We start from the raw sequence: 18340 nt of genomic DNA on the forward strand, positions 1-18340 counted from the left end.
GGTGCCACTCCGTTTTACAAAAACACGCCCACTATCAGGTCAATAACCTTGATGCCGATGAAGGGTACTATTACCCCACCCAGCCCGTAAATGAGCAGGTTGCGGCGCAGCAGCGCCGACGCGCCCACCGGCGTGTAGGCTACGCCCTTGAGGGCCAGCGGCACGAGGGCCGGAATGATGAGGGCGTTGAAAATAACGGCGCTTAGAATGGCCGATTGCGGCGACTTCAGGCCCATGACGTTGAGCGCGCCCAGGGCCGGAATGGCGACCATGAACAAGGCGGGCACAATGGCGAAGTACTTGGCCACGTCGTTGGCGATGCTGAAGGTGGTGAGCGTGCCGCGCGTCATGAGCAGCTGCTTGCCAATCTCCACCACCTCAATGAGTTTGGTGGGGTCGTTGTCGAGGTCCACCATGTTGCCGGCTTCCTTGGCGGCCTGGGTGCCCGAGTTCATGGCCACGCCCACGTCGGCCTGGGCCAGGGCGGGCGCGTCGTTGGTGCCGTCGCCCATCATGGCCACCAGCTTGCCGGCCTGCTGCTCTTTGCGGATGTACTGCATCTTGTCCTCGGGCTTGGCCTCGGCGATGTAGTCATCGACGCCGGCTTTTTCGGCGATAAACTTGGCAGTCATGGGGTTATCACCCGTCACCATCACGGTTTTGATGCCCATTTTGCGCAGCCGCTCGAAGCGCTCCTGAATGCCGGGCTTGATGATGTCCTGGAGTTCGACTACGCCCAGAATGCGGTCGTTCTCGCTCACTACCAGCGGCGTGCCGCCGTTGCTGGCTACCTTGGCCACCTGCTGAGTGGTTTCGTTAGGAAACTCCTGCCCGGCGGCATTGGCCAGGTTGCGGATGGCATCGGACGCGCCCTTGCGGATGCGTAGGCCGTTGGCCAGCGTCACGCCCGAGCTGCGGGTTTCGGCCGTGAACTTGATGGCCTCGCTGCCCTCGGCGCGCACCTTGAGGTCGGCGGCATCGGTGCGGCGCACTTGCTGGGCCAATTCCACAATGCTCTTTCCCTCAGGGGTTTCGTCGTGCAATGAGCTGAGCGTGGCGGCTTCTACCAGCTCGCGCTCGCTTACGCCGGGGGCGGGCCAGAAGTGAGTGGCCTTGCGGTTGCCGATGGTGATGGTGCCCGTTTTATCGAGCAGCAGCACGTCGATGTCGCCGGCCGTTTCCACGGCTTTGCCGCTCTTGGTGATAACGTTGGCCCGCAGGGCGCGGTCCATGCCCGCAATGCCGATGGCCGAAAGCAGCCCGCCGATGGTAGTCGGAATGAGGCACACAAACAGGGCAATGAACGAGGCCACCGCGATGGGCGTGTTAGCGTAGCGCGAGAAGGGCTGCAACGTCACGCACACAATCACGAACACCAGCGTGAAGCCGGCCAGCAGAATGGTGAGGGCAATTTCGTTGGGCGTTTTCTGGCGCGACGCGCCTTCCACGAGCGCAATCATCTTGTCGAGAAACGACTCGCCGGGGGCCGTGGTCACCAGCACCACAATGCGGTCGCTGAGCACCTTGGTGCCGCCCGTAACGGACGACTTGTCGCCGCCCGACTCGCGGATAACCGGGGCTGACTCGCCGGTAATGGCCGACTCGTCGATGGTGGCGAGGCCCTCGATAATCTCGCCGTCGGTGGGGATGATTTCGCCGGCCTCCACCACGAACACCTGGCCTTTTTGCAGCTGCGCCGAGCTCACGCTCGTGAAGGTGCCGTCGGGCTGGCGCACCTTGGCGGGCGTATCCTGGCGGGTTTTGCGCAGCGAATCGGCCTGGGCCTTGCCGCGCGCCTCAGCAATGGCCTCGGCAAAATTGGCAAATAAAAGGGTGAGAAACAGCACGATAAACACCGTGAAGTTGTAGCCGAAGCTACCCTGCGCCGCATCGGGCTTGAGCAGCAGGCCGATGGTGACCAGGAACATCACCACGGTGCCGATTTCCACGGTAAACATCACCGGGTTGCGGAACATGACGCGTGGGTCAAGCTTCACGAAGGCTTGCTTGGTGGCCTCGGCCACCAGCGCGGGTTGAAAGAGGGATTGGGATTGGGTTGCCATTTTCGGGTTGGGCTGGCGTGCGCCTCACCCCTAGCCCCCTCCAAAAAGGAGAGGGGGACTAGCTCTAGTTTTAGAAGCTAGCCGGGTAAAGCGATGAAAAGCGTAAGACTAAAAAACTAGAGCTAGTCCCCCCTCTCCTTTTCGGAGAGGGGGCTAGGGGGTGAGGCGCCACATTAGCGCAGTCTTGCAACTACTTAGCGTACAGCGTGAAGTGCTCGGCCAGCGGGCCCAGCGCCAGGGCCGGGAAGAAGGCCAGCGCGGCAATAATCCAAATCACGAAGAAGACCATCACGCCAAACGTGCCGGTGTCGGTGCGCAGGGTGCCGGCGCTTTCGGGGATGTACTTTTTGCGGGCCAGCAGGCCGGCGATGGCCACCGGGCCGATGATGGGCAGGTAGCGCGAGAGCAGCAGCACCACACCGGTGCTAATGTTCCACCAGGGCGTGTTGTCGCCTAGCCCTTCGAAGCCCGAGCCGTTGTTGGCGGCCGCGGAGGTGTACTCGTAGAGCATTTCGGAGAAGCCGTGGTAGCCAGGGTTGGCCAACCAGCCGGCGTACTCGGTGGGGTTGCCCACGTAGAGGTGCGCCGACAGCGCCGTACCAGCCAGAATGAGCAGCGGGTGCAGCAGGGCAATCAGAATGGCAATTTTCATCTCGCGGGCCTCAATCTTTTTACCCAGAAACTCGGGCGTGCGCCCCACCATCAGCCCCGAGATAAACACGGCCACGATGATGAACACGAAGAAGTTGAGAAAGCCCACCCCTACCCCACCATAGAAGGCGTTGGTCATCATGCCGAGCATGGCGTTCATGCCCGAAAGCGGCGTGAGCGAGTCGTGCATGGCATTGACCGAGCCGTTGCTGGTGACGGTGGTTTGGATGGCCCAGAGCGCCGAGGCCGGCGCGCCGAGGCGCATTTCCTTGCCTTCGAGCGAGCCCAGGCTTTGGTCGATGCCGAGGTGGGTAATGGCCGGGTTGCCGTGCATTTCGAGGTACACGGTGGGCAGTTGCAGCAGCAGGTAGCCGGCCGTCATCACCCCAAACACCATCCAGCCCAGCTTGGGCCGGCGCAGGTAGTAGCCAAAGGCCAGGGCCATCGCAATGGGAATGAGTACGATAGCGCCATTCTCCACCGCATTGGAGAGGAAAGTGGGGTTTTCGAGCGGGTGGGCCGAGTTTACGCCGTAGTAGCCGCCCCCGTTGGTGCCGATTTGCTTGATGCCAATCATGGCGGCGGCCGGGCCGCGGCTCACAAACGTGCTGTCGCCCTGCATCGTAACAACCGGGGCCTTGGCCTGCCAGGTCATGGGCGTGCCCTGAAAGACAATTACCAGCGCGACAAGGAGCGAGAGCGGCACCAGCACCCGGGTAATGCTACGCACGAAATAGACGTAGAAATTGCCGAGCTTATCGACTGCACCTTCCCGCAAGGCATTGAATACCACCACGCAAGCAGCCATGCCGGTGGCGGCCGTCACAAACTGCAAGAACATGATGCAGAAAACCTGCGAGAAGTACGTCAGGCCCGACTCGCCCGAGTAGTGCTGCAAGTTGCAGTTCACCAGAAACGAGATGGCCGTGTTAAACGCCTGGTCGGGCGTCATGCTGGGGTTGTGGTCGGGGTTGAGGGGCAGGCTGCCCTGGGTGCAGAGCACGAACATGGCCCAGCCAAACCACACCAGGTTGATGGCCAGCAGCGCCAGCAGGTGCTGCTGCCAGGTCATTTCGCGCTCGGGGCGCACGCCGCCCAGGCGGTAGAGCAGGCGCTCGAAGGGCAACAGGAAATCGGACCAGCTTTTGTCGCCCCGGTAAATGGTGGCCAGGTAGCGGCCCAGCGGCACGGCCAGCAGCACCGTAGTCAGGAAAATGACGAGGATGCCGAGAAGTTCTTTGTTCATTGTATTTTCGGAATGAGTGCTTGCCAAGCGGCGCGGCGGGCGGCCCGGCGGGCTAAATCAAAATTTCTCCGGCTTCAGCAGCACGTAGCACAGGTAGCCAAACGTGGCCAGCGAAAGCAGTAATAGGGCGAGCATCATGGCGGGGAGCGGGGTTAGATGTGGTCGAAAAAGTCAACCGTGCGGCGGAAGAGCCAGAAACCGGCCAGGCCAGTGGCCGTGAGCAGGGGAATCATCAGAATGGGCGACATTAGTTGGAAAGAGTAGCTAAGCCGCTAGCAGCAGCGGCGATGATAACGGTGGCAAGCCGTGGCCCGAAGCGGGGGCAGCAATGGAATATTTATCATAACTAGTTGATTTACAGAATATTAAATTTTAATGGCGCTCTTTGCAGGTTGCTACTGGGCGGGCGTGGCACTAGCGTTTTGCTAGGGTGCTTTGCAAAACGCTAGCCCGGCGCGGGGCTCGGTTAGGGCAGCATGTTGGTGTGGGGGTAGCAGTAGGCCGCGTACAGGTGCACTGGCATGAGCTGGCGCGCTAGGTGCGTGTCGGCGGTGCTGCCGTCGAGGTGCAGGCCGTGCAGGTACACGTTGTTGATGGCGTTGGTGAGGTAGCGGTCGGCGCGGCGCAGCAGGCTGTCGGCCACGGCAAAGCAGTGGCGCAGCACCTCCAGCCGCCCAGTGGCAAAGGCGCGGCGGGTGAAGGCGGCAAAGCAATCGAGCTGGCGGTACACGCTGCCCAGCATATTGGGCGCGTGCAGGTCGGCCGAAAGCTCGGGAAATTCGGCCGTGAGCAGGTCGGCCGTTTCGAGGGAAGTCATTTGGGTAAGGGGTTAAGAAGCGGCCAGTAGCTGGCCCGCCCCACCTACACAAGGCGGGGGCCAGCTGGGCTACTACCCTGCGCCCTATTTCACAACTATCTTTTAGTTAAGTACTTATGCTAAATACCAGCTTCTCAGCAGCCACATGGTCTCACCCGGCGGGCTAGCGTTTCGCTAGGGCTTTGTGCAAAGTGCTAGGCCTCGCGCCCGCTGCCAACTGGCCTGGGGGCCCACCAGCGGCCTTCTGCGGTAGTTGGCCCCGCATTTGGCAGGCTATGCGCGCCCCTTACGCAAGCCGGGGCCCGTGCCTTATGTCCGACCTACTCACCGAAATCACCCACGCCGCCAAGGCCTACTACGCCCAAACCAGCAACTTCCCCCTCACGGCCACCGACTTCTACGACTGGCTGGGCGCGTTGCCCCCAGCCCGCCAGGCCGACGTGCTGGCCCGCGGCTTCGCCACCAGCCAGGCCGAGCCCGATTTTCTGCGCTACTGCCTGGAGGGCCGGGGCTACGCCATGCGCCCCTTCCTGGCCGAGCGCCTATCGGTGGCGGCTTATGAGCTATGGGCCGCCCACGGCGAATTCAACGGCGACCTGCCCGTGCGCGCCGTGCAGCGCTAGCAATCGGCCGGCCCGTTTTACAGCCCGTATTCCTGAATTTTGCGGTAGAGCGTGGTGTGGGCAATGCCCAGCACCCGCGCTGCCTCGGCCTTGTTACCGCTGGCTTCCAGCAAGATGCGCCGGATGTGGTGCATCTCGGCGTTGCGCAGGCTGCGCTCGTCTTCGAGGGCTAGGCTGGCGCTGGGGCCGGGCGCGGCGGCCAGCTGCACCTCCAGGGGCAGGCCAGCCACATCGAGCGGCTGGCCGGCCGGCGTGAGAATGGCGGCCCGCTCCAGCACGTTGCGCAGCTCGCGCACGTTGCCAGGCCAGGGGTAGGCTTGCAGCAACTGCAAGGCGGCTTCGGTGGGGGCCAGCGCGCTGCGGCGCAGCTTACCAGCAAAGTAGCGTAAGAAGCTGGCCGTCAGCTCGGGCACGTCGGCGCGGCGGGCGCTGAGCGGCGGCACCGGCACCACAAACACCGAGAGACGGTAGTACAAATCGGGCCGGAAGTGGCCCTGTTCGGCTTCCTGCCGCAGGCTGCGGTTGGTGGCGGCCACTACGCGCACGTTGGCGCGGGTGGGCTTGGTATCGCCCACTTTAATAAACTCCTGGCTTTCCAGCACCCGCAGCAGCTTGGCTTGCAGGCTCAGCTCCAGCTCGCCTATTTCATCGAGGAAAAGCGTGCCGCCGCTGGCTTCCTCAATCAGGCCTTTTTTATCGGTCATGGCCCCGGTAAACGCCCCTTTTTTGTAGCCAAACAGCTCCGACTCCAGCAGCTCTTTGGAAAAAGCGCTGCAATTGACAGCCACGAAGGGCTTGGCCCGCCGCGCACTGGCCTCGTGAATGGCCTGCGCAAACAGCTCCTTGCCCGAGCCGGTGGGGCCTTCGAGCAGCACGGTGGCCTCGGTGGGCGCTACCTGGCGGGCCAGGTGCTTGGCCGCTTCCAGGGCCGGCGCGTGGCCGATAATCGTCTCAAACGTAGCGCGTTGGCCCACCTGCTTTTCCAGTTCGGCCACCCGGCGCTGAAGGCGGGCCTTGGCCACGGCGCGGTCTACCACCACCACCAGCTGGTCGTCGGAATCGCCCTTGGTGAGGTAGTCGAAGGCCCCGGCCTTCATGGCGCGCACGCTGTCGGGCACGGTGCCGTAGGCGGTCAGCAGCACTACTTCGGCCAGCGGGGCCCTGGCCTTGAAGCGCGGCAGCAGCTCCACACCGTGGGCATCGGGCAATTTTACATCGCAGAGAATGAGCACGATAGCCTCGGCGTGCTCGGCCAGCAGGGCCAGGCCACGGTAGGCGTCGGGAGCTTGCAGCACGGCGTAGCCTTCCAGCTCCAAAAGCCGCGCCGTGATGCCGCGCAGCTGGTTTTCGTCGTCGATGAGCAAGATGGTTTCGGGGCTGGTAGCGGCTGACATGGGGCAAAGGTGGGGGAATTCTCACGTTTGTCAGGCTGAATTCCTACCATCTGTCATGCGGACCGCAGGGAGGCATCTCGCTCGCATCGTTGGATGAAGCGGGCGAGATGCTTCCCTGCGGTCTGCATGACAGACGGAGAAAATAATCTTCCCCAGCGAACACCGACCCAACTGCCTGCTGTTAGGTATTCGCCTACCCCCGGCCGGGCCGTATCTTTGCCCGGCCATTAGTGTCTGGCCCGCGGCGCATTTAGCGCCTCCCCTCCGCACGCCTCTTTTCGCTTTCAGTGGCCGCAGCCGGCCCCGCCATGATTTCAATTTCCGACCTCGACTTCCATTTTGGCTCCCGCACCCTCTACGACCGGGCCAGCCTGCACATCAAACCCAAGGATAAAATTGGCCTGGTGGGCCTCAACGGCACCGGCAAATCGACGCTGCTGCGCCTGCTCGTGGGCGAGTACCGCCCCGACGGCGGCTCCATCTCAATGAGCAAAGAGGTGAGCCTCGGCTTCCTCAACCAGGATTTGCTGAGCTACGACTCGCACGAGTCCATCCTGCTGGTGGCCATGCAGGCCTTCGCCGAGGCGCTGGATTTGCAGAAGAAAATCGACGCCGTGCTCCTGGAATTCGAAACCGACTACCGCGACGAGCTGGCCGACAAGCTGGCCACCTTGCAGGAGCGCTTCGAGGCGCTGGGTGGCTACACCATGCAGTCGAAGGCTGAAGAGATTCTCGAAGGCCTGGGCTTCTCCACCGACGAATTGCAGAAGCCACTCAAGACCTTTTCGGGTGGCTGGCGCATGCGCGTGATGCTGGCCAAAATCCTGCTGCAACAGCCTTCGCTGCTGCTGCTCGACGAGCCCACCAACCACCTGGACTTGCCCTCTATCAAGTGGATTGAGAACTACCTGGCCGGCTACGAAGGCGCGGTTATCATCGTGAGCCACGACCGCGAATTTCTCGATGGCACCACCAACACTACCGTGGAAGTGAGCGGCGGCAAGCTTAATCCCTACGCCGGTAACTACTCGTTCTACCAGGAGGAAAAGGTGTTACGCACCGAGATTCAGCAGGGCGCCTACGACAACCAGCAGGCGGCCATCAAGCAGGCCGAGCGCTTTATCGAGCGTTTCAAGGCCAGCGCCAGCAAGGCCAAGCAGGCCCAGAGCCGCGTGAAGGCCCTCGACAAGCTCGACCGCATCGAGGCCGTTGCGCCCGACGCGGCCAAGGTAAATTTCAAGTTCACCTTCACCCAGCAGCCCGGCCGCCACATCCTGCGCATGGAGCACGTGGGCAAGAACTACGGCGACAAGCTCATCTTCCGCGATACCAACGTGCACATCGAGCGGGGCGATAAAATCGCGCTCATCGGGGCCAACGGCAAGGGTAAATCGACGCTCATGCGCCTCGTGGCTGGGGCCGAGGAGCCCACCGCCGGCCGGCACCAGCTGGGCCACAACGTCATTATGGCGTTCTACGCCCAGCACCAGCTCGAAAGCCTGTCGGTGGATAACGAGATTATCCAGGAGATGAACAACGCCGGCAGCAAGCGCAACGAGATGGAGCTGCGCGGCGTGCTCGGCTCGTTCCTGTTCACGGGCGACGATGTGTATAAGAAAATCAAGGTGCTGAGCGGCGGCGAAAAAAGCCGCGTGGCCCTGGCCAAAACCCTGATTTCGGAAGCCAACTTCCTGCTGCTCGATGAACCGACCAACCACCTGGACATGCAGTCGGTCAACATCCTCATTCAGGCCCTGGAGCAGTACGAGGGCACGTTTATCGTGATTAGCCACGACCGCTACTTCGTGGAGAACGTGGCCACCAAAATCTGGTTTATCGAAGATTTCCAGCTCAAGGAATACCCCGGCACCTACCACGAGTACGAGCGCTGGCAGGACGACCGCGCTAAGGCCGAGAAGCTGGCCGGCGGCCCCGCCATCAAAGCCCCCAAGGCCGCGCCGAAAGTGGAAGCTAAGCCCGTCACGGCTGACCATAAAACGCCCTCTCCCGACCAGAAAAAAGCCCTCAAAGAGCTGGCTGAGGTAGAAGCCAATATCGACAAAACCGAAAAGGAGTTAGCCGTATACGAAAAGCAGCTGGCCGACCCCAAAATCTACCAGAATACCGCGCAGCTCAAAGACGCAACCATGAAATTCGAGCAAGTCAAAAAGGAGTTGGTTCGCTTAAATGACCGCTGGGAAATGCTGGCGGAGATGTAAAAACTACTTTCAGGCAAAAGCCCCGTTAGAAACCGTGTGTTTCTAACGGGGCTTTTGCCTTTTTAAGAATTAGAAGCTGTCTAGTAAACTCTTAGAACGTCATGCTGAACGCAGTGAAGCATCTCTATCACGCCGTTGGGATTAGTAATTCAACGACATAGCAGAGATGCTTCACTACGTTCAGCATGACGTTCTTTTAATTAATTTCAACAGCTTCTGAGCGTGCGCTATCTTTTGTCTAGAAATTTAAATATCTCCACGTAAGCGTCTTTTAACTCATCGGCAGTAGGACTGTGAAGGCCTTGTGGCAGGAAAAGCACTTCATTCTTTTGCTTGTCTTTGTTGAGTAATTCTACGAATTTCGCAAAGGTTTCGGGCGGTACCTGGTCGTCTTTGCCACCGTACCAGATAAGAAAGGGCGGGTCGTTTTTATCGAAATAGGTTATTGGCTCATATTTCCGAATAAACTCCTTGGGTGCATACTCGGTGGTCGCCGGGAAAAGCGCAAAGCCAATTTCCTTCATGACGGGCACCTCGTTGCTCATAAAAACCTTCTCTACCACGTCTAGTCCATCCACCGGGCCGGAAAAGTTGATAACGCCAGCAATCTCAATTCCCGCGTCCAGCTTGTTGGGATACGTTGGGTCGTTGGCCGTTACCGCCACCAAGCTGGCAATGTGCGCGCCGGCTGAAAAGCCCGTCAGAATTACCCGTTCTAAATTCAGATGGTACGTATCGTTGTGCGCTTTCAGAAAATTCAAGGCATATGTTAAATCTTCCGTGGCAACGGGAATACCACGCTTAATTCGGTAATTCAGGTTAACTACATTCATTCCCTTTTTCAAATACGGCTGAACGTAGCGTTCCTCCCGGGACTTATCGCTGACGTAATACCCACCGCCGTGCAGAAAGACAATGGTGTAGTTGCTGTTTTTTAATTTCTTCGCATTGCTTGCCTGGTAAACATCCATGGCCTGCTCTTTATCAGCGCCGTAAGAAATATCTTTCGTTATCTTATAAGCAGCCTGTATCTGCTCAGGACTTTTATCAACTACGGAAGCTAATTTAACGGCGCACGAATTAGCTGCCAGAGCAATAAATAAAACTGCTACTGCAATTTTCTTCTTCATATCCAAAACGGCTTGCGTTGTATTCCTTGAAAATAATCAGTGTTTCTTTATTATATCCAATCCAAATTTTTTACGGTCAGCTCACTCTCAACGGCTCCTGTGTGCAAGGTGGCTGTGGGTTCAAAAAGAAGGTTGAGCACGATTTCCCCATTCGTATGAGGCCTGTGTTCTACGCCTTTTGGCACAATCAGTATTTCTCCTTCTTTCACCTCCACGGTTCTACCATCTCTAAAATCCATTAGCAGTGTTCCCTTGAAAACCATAAAAAGCTCGTCTTCATTTTCGTGGCTATGCCACACAAAATCACCTTTAAGTTTACAAAGCTTCACGTGTTGGCCATTAAGCTCGCCAATAATGTGAGGTGTCCACTGTTTATTAAACAGGGAGAACTTCTGCAAAATGTTGATTGGCTTGATTTCTTCCATTGTCTTAGTTAGTTAGATTGTTGGTAATACGGCCTGCGCAGCGCTTATTGCATAGTTTGAATCGTGTCCCACACGGCGACCGAGGTCATGGCCAATGCGGCTTCGCTCAGCTTCTCGTAGGTATCGGTAGGCTGGTGGTAGTGTCGAAAAAGGGGGGCTTGCACCAGTAGTTCGTACAGGGCCGGCAGCGGGGCCTGCTGCGTCATCGCCTCAAAGTAACGTTGCGCCACCGCCACATCCTGGTCGGTGATGCAGGTGATGGTGAAGGCATCGGCTAGCCCGGCGCTGCGAAAAGATACGTGGTCGGCGGTATTTGTCACGAGCTGGCCAAACCGGCTGACGCCGACGTGCTGCCGCCGCGCCGTGGCCTCGAAGGCGCTGAGCAGCGGCCCTTGCCGCGCCGCCTCTACGGGCCACAGCGCCAGCTTATCGCCCATGCCCACCAGCTCCAGGTTGAGCAGGCCCACCAGGTCCTGGGTGCCGTGCTGCGCCACGTAGGCCTGCGAGCCTTTCAGGCCCGTTTCTTCCTCATCGAAGAAGAACACCCGCACGCCGGCCGCGCTGCCGCTTTCCTGGTGCCGGCGGATAATATCGAGGGCCACGGCGATGGCCGAGCCATTGTCGTTGGCCCCGCCCGAGTCCGTTACCCGGTCGAAGTGCGTGCCCACCCCGATTTTGCGCCCGGCCCGGCCCAGGTTCACCACCAGGTTGGTGCCAGTGGCATAGGGCTGCTCGATATAGCTGACGTTCAGCTCATTGAGCTGCTCCGCAATCAGCGCCCGGCGCGTGGCATTGGGCTGGTGGTCGAGCTGTTTTATAAAGGGCAGCAGGTTCATAGGCTACGGGGTGGCGGCGCTCATTTCAAGGTGAGTGGTAAGACTGTGCAACGGCGGGGCCCTCCGTTGCTGCCCCTGCCCGACGCTAGCCGAAAAGTCCCTCGGTCAGCAGCCTCACAGCATGGGGAAACGGTTAGCTGACCCGAATGAATAGTACTCTACGTAACGCCAGAAAATAGGCTACTCAACCCAAATTGGGGACCAGCGCGCCGTAACGGAAAGATTCAACTCCTGTGGCCGCTTTGCCGGTTCGTCGGCGCGAGCCGGCAGACCGGTAAAGCGGCTCGCAACTTGGATTACTTAGAAATAGCCGGCGTCGGGTAGCAGTGCGGAGCCGGGGTTTCCGACAGGCAATTGGGAAGTTGTTTTTACCCCGGTTACCCACAACTCACCCGCGGCAAGTGACGCTGCCATCTGCGGAATCATCAGTTCCATATTTTGGGCGTACACGCCCTCGTGATGCCAGATGGTCCGTAGTTTCTCCCGCCCTTGCTCGTTGATAAATAATTCACCCCTGGCCGTTATCAGGAGCATGGCTACATCGCCGCTGTGCTCGTCGACTACAAATAGAAATTCGTCTTTATCGCGCCGCATTCCTTTTTTCCAGTAGGCAACGTGTTCCGCTACTTCATGCTTGTAAAGGGCCAGACTCATGGAGCCATCAAGCAATAAGGCTTTTCGTAATCTGGTTTCGATGGGGCTCTGCATAAGAATGAGGAATAAAAACAGGAAGGCCAGCGGATGATATACTCATCACGAAATAGGCTGCGAGCAGTGTAGAACGGAATGGCACTCCGTTTCTGCGTTCGCAGGCGTTGCCTACGCCAAACAAAGTGCCACTCCGTTCTGCACTGCTCGCAGCCCACTTCACGACGAGTACAATGACTGTTTGCCAAGGCTTGTTGCTAAGCAGTTGAGCCTTACAAAGGCTGCGCAAGGTAGCAGGAGCCGTACTTTCGCCCCATGCGCTTCCGCCTCCTTCCCTACCCGCTCATACTGCTGGCCACGGCCTGCGTGCCGCTCGGCACGCCCATTACCAACCCCAACGCCCCCGTAAGCCAGCAGCGGCCGGCCGAGTACTACGCCGACCGCACCCTGCGCTACCAGGACTACATATATGACCCCAGCGTGCGCAGCGTGCAGTGCTACGTGCCCACCGCCCAGGCCAACGACGTGCTGCTGCCCCCCATTGTGCCCCTGAGCCAGGAGCAGCCCGTGACGCTGGAGTTTGATGTGCTGGGCGAGCAGGCCCCGCGCCTCACGGCCAAGCTCGTGCACTGCGACCTGGGCTGGACGCCCTCGCAGATTACGGATATGCAGTTTTTGGGCGAGATAAACGAGTTTACGCTCACCAATTACCGCATCTCGGTCAATACCAAAACGCCTTATTACCACTACGCCCTGCAAGTGCCGCGCGTGAAGCTCAGCGGCAACTACGTACTGGTAGTGCAGAACGCGGCCGGCGTGCCGCTGGTGTCGCGCCGCATGCTGGTGTATGACAATCAGGTAATTGCGAATCTGGAGCAGGGTATTCTCGCCGGCGGCACCGATGCCCGCTACGCCTACCAGCAGCTCAATTTCAATATCAACTACAGCGCCGTGGCCCTCGTAAACCCGGCCGCCGAGGTGAAGGTGGTGCTGCGCCAGAACTACCGCTGGGACAATGCCCACTACAACCTGGCGCCCACCTTCGTGCGCGACGCCGAGCGCGTGCTGCAATACCAGTACATCAACTATGAAAACGCCTTTGCCGGCCTTAGCGAGTACCGCTATTTTGATATGCGCTCGCTGCAAGCCAACGGCCTGGGCGTGGCCCGCCTGCTGCGCCAAACCGCGCCCGTGCAGGTAGAGCTGCTGCCCGAAACCACCCGCAACGGCCTGGCCTACAACCAGTACGTGGATGCCAACGGCCAGCGCGTGTTCGAAAACCGTGAGTTTGGCAACGGCGCTTACAACGGCGACTACGCCATGGTCACCTTCAACCTGAAGGCCGACAAGCCCGCGCCCGGCCCGGTGTACGTGCTCGGCGCGCTCAGCGACTGGCAGCTCAAGGAGGAGTTTCGGCTGGCGTATGACTCGCTGCAACAGCGCTATACGGGCCGGGCGCTGCTCAAGCAGGGCTACTACAACTATAGCTACGCCGTGGCTCCCCAGCGGGCCGGCGCGGCCCCCGACGAAGTGTACTTTGAGGGCACTCACCAAGAAACCGAAAACCAGTACGACCTGCTCGTGTACTACCGCCCGCCGGGCACCCGCACCGACCTGCTCATCGCCTACCAGGCTCTCGACCTGAATAAGCGCTAGGAGGCGCTAGGCCACCGGCTCCAGGCTCGACAGGCCCAGGCCGGCCAGTACCCGCGAGCGCACCGTGAGCGCCCCAATCAGGCGCGTCACGGGCAGGGGCCACTTACGAATTAGCGTGGGGATGGCCATAATGCCTTCCTCCTCCGCCCGGTCGGGATGCTCTTGGATATCAATTATTTCCAGGTAATATTCTCCGTTTAATTTCTCCCGGCAAATAGTATTTAGTATATCGACGGCCTCCACCGAAACATTATTTTTGCCATTTATATAGAGCTGCAACGCGTATTTGCTCATGATAACCAAGTAGAATTAAGGCTTGTTTAGTAACTTGTTTATTTTTAACTATCAGTAAATCAACTAATTATCCCCTAGCAGGAATACCCGTCAAAATGCCGCTGACGCCGGTGAAGGGCTCGCCGATATTGATGCCCTTATCATCAATGGTGAAGCCCCGGATGGAGGAATCGTGCTTAGAGCCGCGCATTTTGAGCACAGACAGGCTACGGTGCATTTCGCCCGACATTTCGACGTAGCGCAGGAGAATAATGGTGTCGGTGAGCGGCGAGATATTGCCCTCGGTATCGGAGGTGCCGCCCGAGAGCAGCGTGGTGGTGACGGTGAACATGCCCGTAATTTCCTGGTGCTTGAGGAAGGAAGTGAGGGCGATGATAAACTCGCGAAATGCCTTGTCGGTGCTCGTGCGTGAGAGCGCCGATAGGCTGTCGATGGCGATGCGGTCGGGCTTGAACTCACGCACAATCTCCTGAATATTAAGCAGATGGTCTTCTAGCGACGCTACTTCCGGGTAGAGGCACACTACTTTGAGGTAGCCGTCGTCTTCGAGCTTGGTAAAGTCCTGGCCCCAGCCGGTGGCATTGCGAAACAGTTGCTCGCGGCTTTCCTCAAAGGCCAGCAGCAGGCAGCGCTCGTCTTTTTCCCGAATACCGTCGATAAAATTGGCCACCAGTAGCGTTTTGCCCGCCCCAATGGAGCCGCTGACTAGGATAATGGAATCGCGGTAGAAGCCACCGCCGCACATCTCGTCCAGCTTGGCTACGCCCGAGGTTACGCGCACGCCCGAGGAGCGGTATTTGAGGTCCATGGCCGAGAGCGGGATGATGACGATGGCCTGCTCGGGGTGAATGGTGAACAGGTTTTCGCCCTTCTCGTGTGAGCTGCCTCGAAACTTAAGGATTTCGATGGTGCGCCGCCGTTTTTCTTCGCTCAGCACATTACGCAGGATAATGACGTTATCGGTCAGAAATTCCTCCACGCCCAGCCGCGACACCTTGCCGTATTCCTCGGTGCGCTCGGTAGTAATGATGGAGGTAGTATCGAGGCGCCCCAGCGCCAGCGTCACCTTAAACAGCTCGTGCCGAATGGAATTCAGCTCCTGAAACTGGCTGAATACGCTGCCAATCGAGTCAAGCACCACGCGCTTGGCCTGGCACTTGGTGATGGCGCGCTCCAGCCGCACCTGAAAGCCGCTGAGGTCGTAGTCGCCCACGGTCAGCGTGTCGTCGTCCTTCTGGGAGGCGTCCACGAATACCCATTTGCCGTCGCGCTCCCAGGCATCAATATCCCAGTTGAGAGTGCGCAGGTTGATGCGGATATCCTCCACCTGCTCCTCAAACGTAACAAATACGCCCGCCTGGCCAAACAGTTGAATGCCCATGGCCAGAAACTGCGCGCCAAACAGCGTTTTGCCGCAGCCCGAGCTGCCCGAAATCAGGGTGGTGCGGCCGTAGGGCAGGCCCCCAGCCGAAATATGGTCGAAGGCCGTAATCCCGGTAACTAGTTTTCTAATGCTCATGGGCAAACAGGGGGCTGGCGGTAGGGCCAGCACTACTTGGCGGGGCGGCTCCGGTAAGGAGAAACAGCTCCAGTGTATGTGGGCAGAAAAAGCGAGACTATCGGGCGGTTAGCAAAACTGCCGGTGGGCCCCGTTCCCCGCAAGTTAAGCGCTTAATCGCCGCGCTGCATCGTCAGGGCCAGTGCGCTCGTAGCTGCCGCTCACAATCGCCCCAGGCCCTGGCACGGCGATACCCAGCGGGGCAGCCAGGCCGGCCCGCGGATGGGTAACTATTCCCCAATCCAATAGGCCCATTTTTAACGTAAATAAGCCGTTAAACAAACACTTGTTAGCCGTGTTTTTTAGTAGTGCTGCTAGCCGTGCTTGTGCCAATACCTGGCAAGTCCCTTTTACTCCTTAAGCCCGTCTATTGCCCAATTTTACGCCTGGTTTTAATTGCCAATATTTTTAGTTTATCTACTCTTTTTTTCGTACCTTTGGCTATGCGTAAGACCCAGCTCCCGACCCCCCTGCCCGTGCAGCAGTTTGCCCGCTGCATCGACGATACTGCTCGCCCCGCGGGCTTCGTCGGCGACTGGCCCACGGCCGGCCGCGTGTACCCCGTGCAGGTGATGCCCCACGTGCGCACCGGCCAGCCCCACGTGCATGTGCTGGGCTTCTATGCCGAGCGGCCCTACGGCGCGTTTGCCGCCCACCGCTTCGAGGCCGTAGCCACGCTGTGGATGAATTAGGTAAATGAGTAATTGGAGTAGTGCCGTTCTAAACAGCCAGAACGACACTACTCATTTACTACTCCACCACCTGCGCGGCTACGTCGAACGTGGCGGCGGGTGGCTGCGGGTTCATCTCGGCCAGGGTGGCTACCACAATTTCGGCGATGGCCTGGTCGCGGGCGCGCTTGTCGTTGGCCGGGATAACGTACCACGGGCACTCGGGCGTGGAGGTGGCGGCCAGCGTCTCCTGGTAGGCTATCTGGTAAGCATCCCAGTACTGGCGCTCTTTGAGGTCGCCGGGCTCAAATTTCCAGCGCTTTTTGGGGTCGTTGAGGCGGGCTTGCAGGCGCTTGGCCTGCTCGTCTTTGGAAATGTGCAGAAAAAACTTGAGCACCCGCGTGCCGTTGTGCGTGAGTAGCTGCTCGAAGTGGTTGATATCCTGGTAGCGCTGCTGCCAGGTGAAGGGCTCGATGAGGCCGTGCACGCGCGTCACAAGCACATCCTCATAGTGCGAGCGGTTGAACACGCCGATGTGGCCCCGCCCCGGCGTGTGCTTGTGAATGCGCCACAAAAAATCGTGGTTAAGCTCTTCGCTGCTAGGTACTTTGAAAGAAGCCACCTCAATCCCGGCCGGGTTCACACCCGTGAGCAGGTTGCGGATAGTGCCATCCTTGCCGCCCGTGTCAATGGCCTGGAACACCAGGAGCAAGCTCTGGCGGTGCTCGGCATACAGGTTTTCCTGGTAGTCGCTGAGCTGCTCGCGCAGTTCTTCGAGGCGTTTTTCCACCTTCTTCTTGTGGTCGAAGGGCTTGTTATTATCCGGGTCGATGTCGGCGAGGCGCAGGGGGGTGCTGGGCCGCACGCGCACGGCGGGCGTGGTGGCAGAGTGGGCTGATGCCATAAGGAAAATGTGCTGAAAACGGCCAATGCCGGCCGCAAATCAGTTAAACGAAAAAGGTGCTGGCTAACGTTGTGTTTATGCGCGCCGCACTTGCCGCCCGCCGGTGCTTTTTGGCGCTGAAATTGCCTGTTTCTCTTGTCCTTACCCCGCTTTTCCATGTCCATGCTTCCCCGCTCTTTTCGTCGGCTAGCCGCGGTACTGGCCCTGCCGGCACTTTTACTAAGCCCGTTGGCACAGCCCGCCGCGGCCCAAACGCGCGCTACCGACCTGCCGGCCAGCCAGGCCGCGGGCATCATCCGCGAGATTACCGAGGCCGTGGGCTTGCAGCCGCGCTTCGAGCTGCGCGCTACTACCCAGGTAGCTAACGCCGCCGCCGTGGTGTACGGCGGCCGGCGCTACCTGCTCTACAACCCCAGCTTCCTGGCCGCCGTGAACCGCGCCGGCCACACCGACTGGGCGGGCATCAGCATCCTAGCCCACGAAATGGGCCACCACCTCAACGGCCACACGCTGCGTGCGGGCGGCTCGCAACCCGAAGACGAGCTGGAGGCCGACGAGTTTTCGGGCTTCGTGCTGCGCCGCTTGGGGGCCAGCCTGGCCCAGGCGCAGGCCGCCATGGCCACCGTGTCGCCCAGCGAGGGCTCGGCCACGCACCCCGGCCGCGCCCCGCGCCTGGCCGCCATCGGCCGCGGCTGGGGCCGCGCCACCGCCCAGATTGTGGCCAGCACCCAGGCTGGCCGCGCGCAGCCATCGGCCCAGCCCATTGCCGTGGCCCCACGCCCCGCGCAGCAGCGCCAGCGTACGTATCCTACTTACCAGCAACCTAATGCAGATGACAATGGCTCAGCTGCTACCGTAGCACTGACGCGCGCCGATAGTAACGCGCCAGTGCGGGTAGTGGGCCAGCTCACCTTCCGCGACAACCCCGAGGTGCCCTTTTACCTCACCAGCACCCTCAACGTGGTACGCTTGGCTGATGAAAGCAGCGACGACGACGAAACCGACCGCGTGCGCGACGCCCAGGTGGTGGGCCGCCTGCGCCGCACCGGCAACGCCGCTTTCCCCTTCGTGCTCGAAGACAGCCAGCAGCATTCCTTGTTCGTGACGCCGCGCGGCGACGTGTACGACCGGGAAGGCCAGCGCGTGGCCAAGCTGTACGACTGATTTTCAGTTAGCAACTGACAAGCAGAGGGCTTACGCGCACC

General features: G+C 59.7%; 17 protein-coding genes. 5 read left to right on the forward strand and 12 right to left on the reverse strand.

The window, feature by feature from the left end:
- Positions 1 to 14 precede the first annotated feature (14 nt).
- From kdpB to QMK33_RS17750, 4 genes are all read right to left on the reverse strand, one after another.
- Positions 15 to 2063, reverse strand: a complete 2049-nt coding sequence (gene kdpB / locus QMK33_RS17740; RefSeq protein WP_283565956.1) for a potassium-transporting ATPase subunit KdpB — start codon at positions 2061 to 2063, stop codon at positions 15 to 17.
- A gap of 190 nt (positions 2064 to 2253) precedes the next feature.
- Positions 2254 to 3960: a potassium-transporting ATPase subunit KdpA gene (gene kdpA, locus QMK33_RS17745; protein WP_283565957.1), complete on the reverse strand. Its 1707-nt coding sequence runs from the start codon at positions 3958 to 3960 to the stop codon at positions 2254 to 2256.
- A 57-nt stretch (positions 3961 to 4017) separates the two neighbouring features.
- On the reverse strand, positions 4018 to 4098 hold the full coding sequence (gene kdpF / locus QMK33_RS23650; RefSeq protein WP_068333317.1) for a K(+)-transporting ATPase subunit F: 81 nt from the start codon (positions 4096 to 4098) through the stop codon (positions 4018 to 4020).
- A 328-nt stretch (positions 4099 to 4426) separates the two neighbouring features.
- Positions 4427 to 4777 carry a DUF7674 family protein gene (locus tag QMK33_RS17750; protein ID WP_283565958.1) on the reverse strand — a complete coding sequence of 117 codons (351 nt, stop codon included), beginning with the start codon at positions 4775 to 4777 and terminating at the stop codon, positions 4427 to 4429.
- A 311-nt stretch (positions 4778 to 5088) separates the two neighbouring features.
- Between QMK33_RS17750 and QMK33_RS17755 the strand changes: the two genes are divergently transcribed.
- Positions 5089 to 5400, forward strand: a complete 312-nt coding sequence (locus QMK33_RS17755; RefSeq protein ID WP_283565959.1) for a hypothetical protein — start codon at positions 5089 to 5091, stop codon at positions 5398 to 5400.
- 17 nt (positions 5401 to 5417) lie between these two features.
- Here the strand turns inward: QMK33_RS17755 and QMK33_RS17760 are convergent, their stop codons facing one another.
- Entirely contained in the window at positions 5418 to 6794 is a 1377-nt protein-coding gene (locus tag QMK33_RS17760) for a sigma-54-dependent transcriptional regulator (protein WP_283565960.1), read from the reverse strand.
- 308 nt (positions 6795 to 7102) lie between these two features.
- On the opposite strand from QMK33_RS17760, the gene QMK33_RS17765 reads away from it, so the two are divergent.
- On the forward strand, positions 7103 to 9013 hold the full coding sequence (locus QMK33_RS17765; protein WP_283565961.1) for an ABC-F family ATP-binding cassette domain-containing protein: 1911 nt from the start codon (positions 7103 to 7105) through the stop codon (positions 9011 to 9013).
- A 227-nt stretch (positions 9014 to 9240) separates the two neighbouring features.
- Here the strand turns inward: QMK33_RS17765 and QMK33_RS17770 are convergent, their stop codons facing one another.
- The 4 genes from QMK33_RS17770 to QMK33_RS17785 all read right to left on the reverse strand — a co-directional run bounded on the left by QMK33_RS17770 (position 9241) and on the right by QMK33_RS17785 (position 12112).
- Entirely contained in the window at positions 9241 to 10143 is a 903-nt protein-coding gene (locus QMK33_RS17770) for an alpha/beta hydrolase (RefSeq protein WP_283565962.1), read from the reverse strand.
- A gap of 50 nt (positions 10144 to 10193) precedes the next feature.
- Entirely contained in the window at positions 10194 to 10568 is a 375-nt protein-coding gene (locus QMK33_RS17775) for a cupin domain-containing protein (RefSeq protein WP_283565963.1), read from the reverse strand.
- Between the two features lie 44 nt (positions 10569 to 10612).
- The gene (locus tag QMK33_RS17780; protein ID WP_283565964.1) at positions 10613 to 11404 is read right to left on the reverse strand and encodes a M28 family metallopeptidase; all 792 of its coding nucleotides are present in this window, start codon (positions 11402 to 11404) and stop codon (positions 10613 to 10615) included.
- Between the two features lie 300 nt (positions 11405 to 11704).
- On the reverse strand, positions 11705 to 12112 hold the full coding sequence (locus QMK33_RS17785; protein WP_283565965.1) for a hypothetical protein: 408 nt from the start codon (positions 12110 to 12112) through the stop codon (positions 11705 to 11707).
- Positions 12113 to 12367: 255 nt separating this feature from the next.
- Between QMK33_RS17785 and QMK33_RS17790 the strand changes: the two genes are divergently transcribed.
- Positions 12368 to 13708: a type IX secretion system plug protein gene (locus QMK33_RS17790; RefSeq protein ID WP_283565966.1), complete on the forward strand. Its 1341-nt coding sequence runs from the start codon at positions 12368 to 12370 to the stop codon at positions 13706 to 13708.
- A 6-nt stretch (positions 13709 to 13714) separates the two neighbouring features.
- On the opposite strand, the gene QMK33_RS17795 is transcribed toward QMK33_RS17790, so the two are convergent.
- Both QMK33_RS17795 and kaiC read right to left on the reverse strand, forming a co-directional pair.
- Positions 13715 to 14002, reverse strand: coding sequence for a circadian clock KaiB family protein (locus tag QMK33_RS17795; protein WP_283565967.1), 288 nt, complete (start codon positions 14000 to 14002; stop codon positions 13715 to 13717).
- Between the two features lie 67 nt (positions 14003 to 14069).
- Positions 14070 to 15521, reverse strand: a complete 1452-nt coding sequence (gene kaiC / locus QMK33_RS17800; protein WP_283565968.1) for a circadian clock protein KaiC — start codon at positions 15519 to 15521, stop codon at positions 14070 to 14072.
- Between the two features lie 482 nt (positions 15522 to 16003).
- Between kaiC and QMK33_RS17805 the strand changes: the two genes are divergently transcribed.
- Positions 16004 to 16252 (forward strand): hypothetical protein, encoded by a 249-nt coding sequence (locus tag QMK33_RS17805; protein ID WP_283565969.1) that lies wholly within the window; start codon positions 16004 to 16006, stop codon positions 16250 to 16252.
- A gap of 58 nt (positions 16253 to 16310) precedes the next feature.
- Here QMK33_RS17805 and QMK33_RS17810 read toward each other — a convergent pair whose 3' ends face one another.
- Complete coding sequence (locus tag QMK33_RS17810) at positions 16311 to 17135, reverse strand: polyphosphate kinase 2 family protein (RefSeq protein ID WP_283565970.1); 825 nt, start codon at positions 17133 to 17135, stop codon at positions 16311 to 16313.
- 228 nt (positions 17136 to 17363) lie between these two features.
- Between QMK33_RS17810 and QMK33_RS17815 the strand changes: the two genes are divergently transcribed.
- Positions 17364 to 18299 carry a M48 family metalloprotease gene (locus QMK33_RS17815; protein WP_283565971.1) on the forward strand — a complete coding sequence of 312 codons (936 nt, stop codon included), beginning with the start codon at positions 17364 to 17366 and terminating at the stop codon, positions 18297 to 18299.
- The last annotated feature ends 41 nt before the right edge of the window (positions 18300 to 18340 follow it).

It is taken from the genome of Hymenobacter sp. H14-R3 (assembly GCF_030063445.1).
GTDB lineage: Bacteria > Bacteroidota > Bacteroidia > Cytophagales > Hymenobacteraceae > Hymenobacter.

Bases quoted from the DNA above. Each gene is read 5' to 3' on its own strand.
- kdpB (WP_283565956.1), bottom strand. From the start codon at position 2,063: ATGGCAACCCAATCCCAATCCCTCTTTCAACCCGCGCTGGTGGCCGAG.
- QMK33_RS17795 (WP_283565967.1), bottom strand. From the start codon at position 14,002: ATGAGCAAATACGCGTTGCAGCTCTATATAAATGGCAAAAATAATGTT.
- QMK33_RS17775 (WP_283565963.1), bottom strand. From the start codon at position 10,568: ATGGAAGAAATCAAGCCAATCAACATTTTGCAGAAGTTCTCCCTGTTT.
- QMK33_RS17785 (WP_283565965.1), bottom strand. From the start codon at position 12,112: ATGCAGAGCCCCATCGAAACCAGATTACGAAAAGCCTTATTGCTTGAT.
- QMK33_RS17760 (WP_283565960.1), bottom strand. From the start codon at position 6,794: ATGTCAGCCGCTACCAGCCCCGAAACCATCTTGCTCATCGACGACGAA.
- kdpA (WP_283565957.1), bottom strand. From the start codon at position 3,960: ATGAACAAAGAACTTCTCGGCATCCTCGTCATTTTCCTGACTACGGTG.
- QMK33_RS17750 (WP_283565958.1), bottom strand. From the start codon at position 4,777: ATGACTTCCCTCGAAACGGCCGACCTGCTCACGGCCGAATTTCCCGAG.
- QMK33_RS17765 (WP_283565961.1), top strand. From the start codon at position 7,103: ATGATTTCAATTTCCGACCTCGACTTCCATTTTGGCTCCCGCACCCTC.
- QMK33_RS17770 (WP_283565962.1), bottom strand. From the start codon at position 10,143: ATGAAGAAGAAAATTGCAGTAGCAGTTTTATTTATTGCTCTGGCAGCT.
- QMK33_RS17780 (WP_283565964.1), bottom strand. From the start codon at position 11,404: ATGAACCTGCTGCCCTTTATAAAACAGCTCGACCACCAGCCCAATGCC.
- QMK33_RS17805 (WP_283565969.1), top strand. From the start codon at position 16,004: ATGCGTAAGACCCAGCTCCCGACCCCCCTGCCCGTGCAGCAGTTTGCC.
- QMK33_RS17810 (WP_283565970.1), bottom strand. From the start codon at position 17,135: ATGGCATCAGCCCACTCTGCCACCACGCCCGCCGTGCGCGTGCGGCCC.
- kaiC (WP_283565968.1), bottom strand. From the start codon at position 15,521: ATGAGCATTAGAAAACTAGTTACCGGGATTACGGCCTTCGACCATATT.
- QMK33_RS17790 (WP_283565966.1), top strand. From the start codon at position 12,368: ATGCGCTTCCGCCTCCTTCCCTACCCGCTCATACTGCTGGCCACGGCC.
- kdpF (WP_068333317.1), bottom strand. From the start codon at position 4,098: ATGATGCTCGCCCTATTACTGCTTTCGCTGGCCACGTTTGGCTACCTG.
- QMK33_RS17755 (WP_283565959.1), top strand. From the start codon at position 5,089: ATGTCCGACCTACTCACCGAAATCACCCACGCCGCCAAGGCCTACTAC.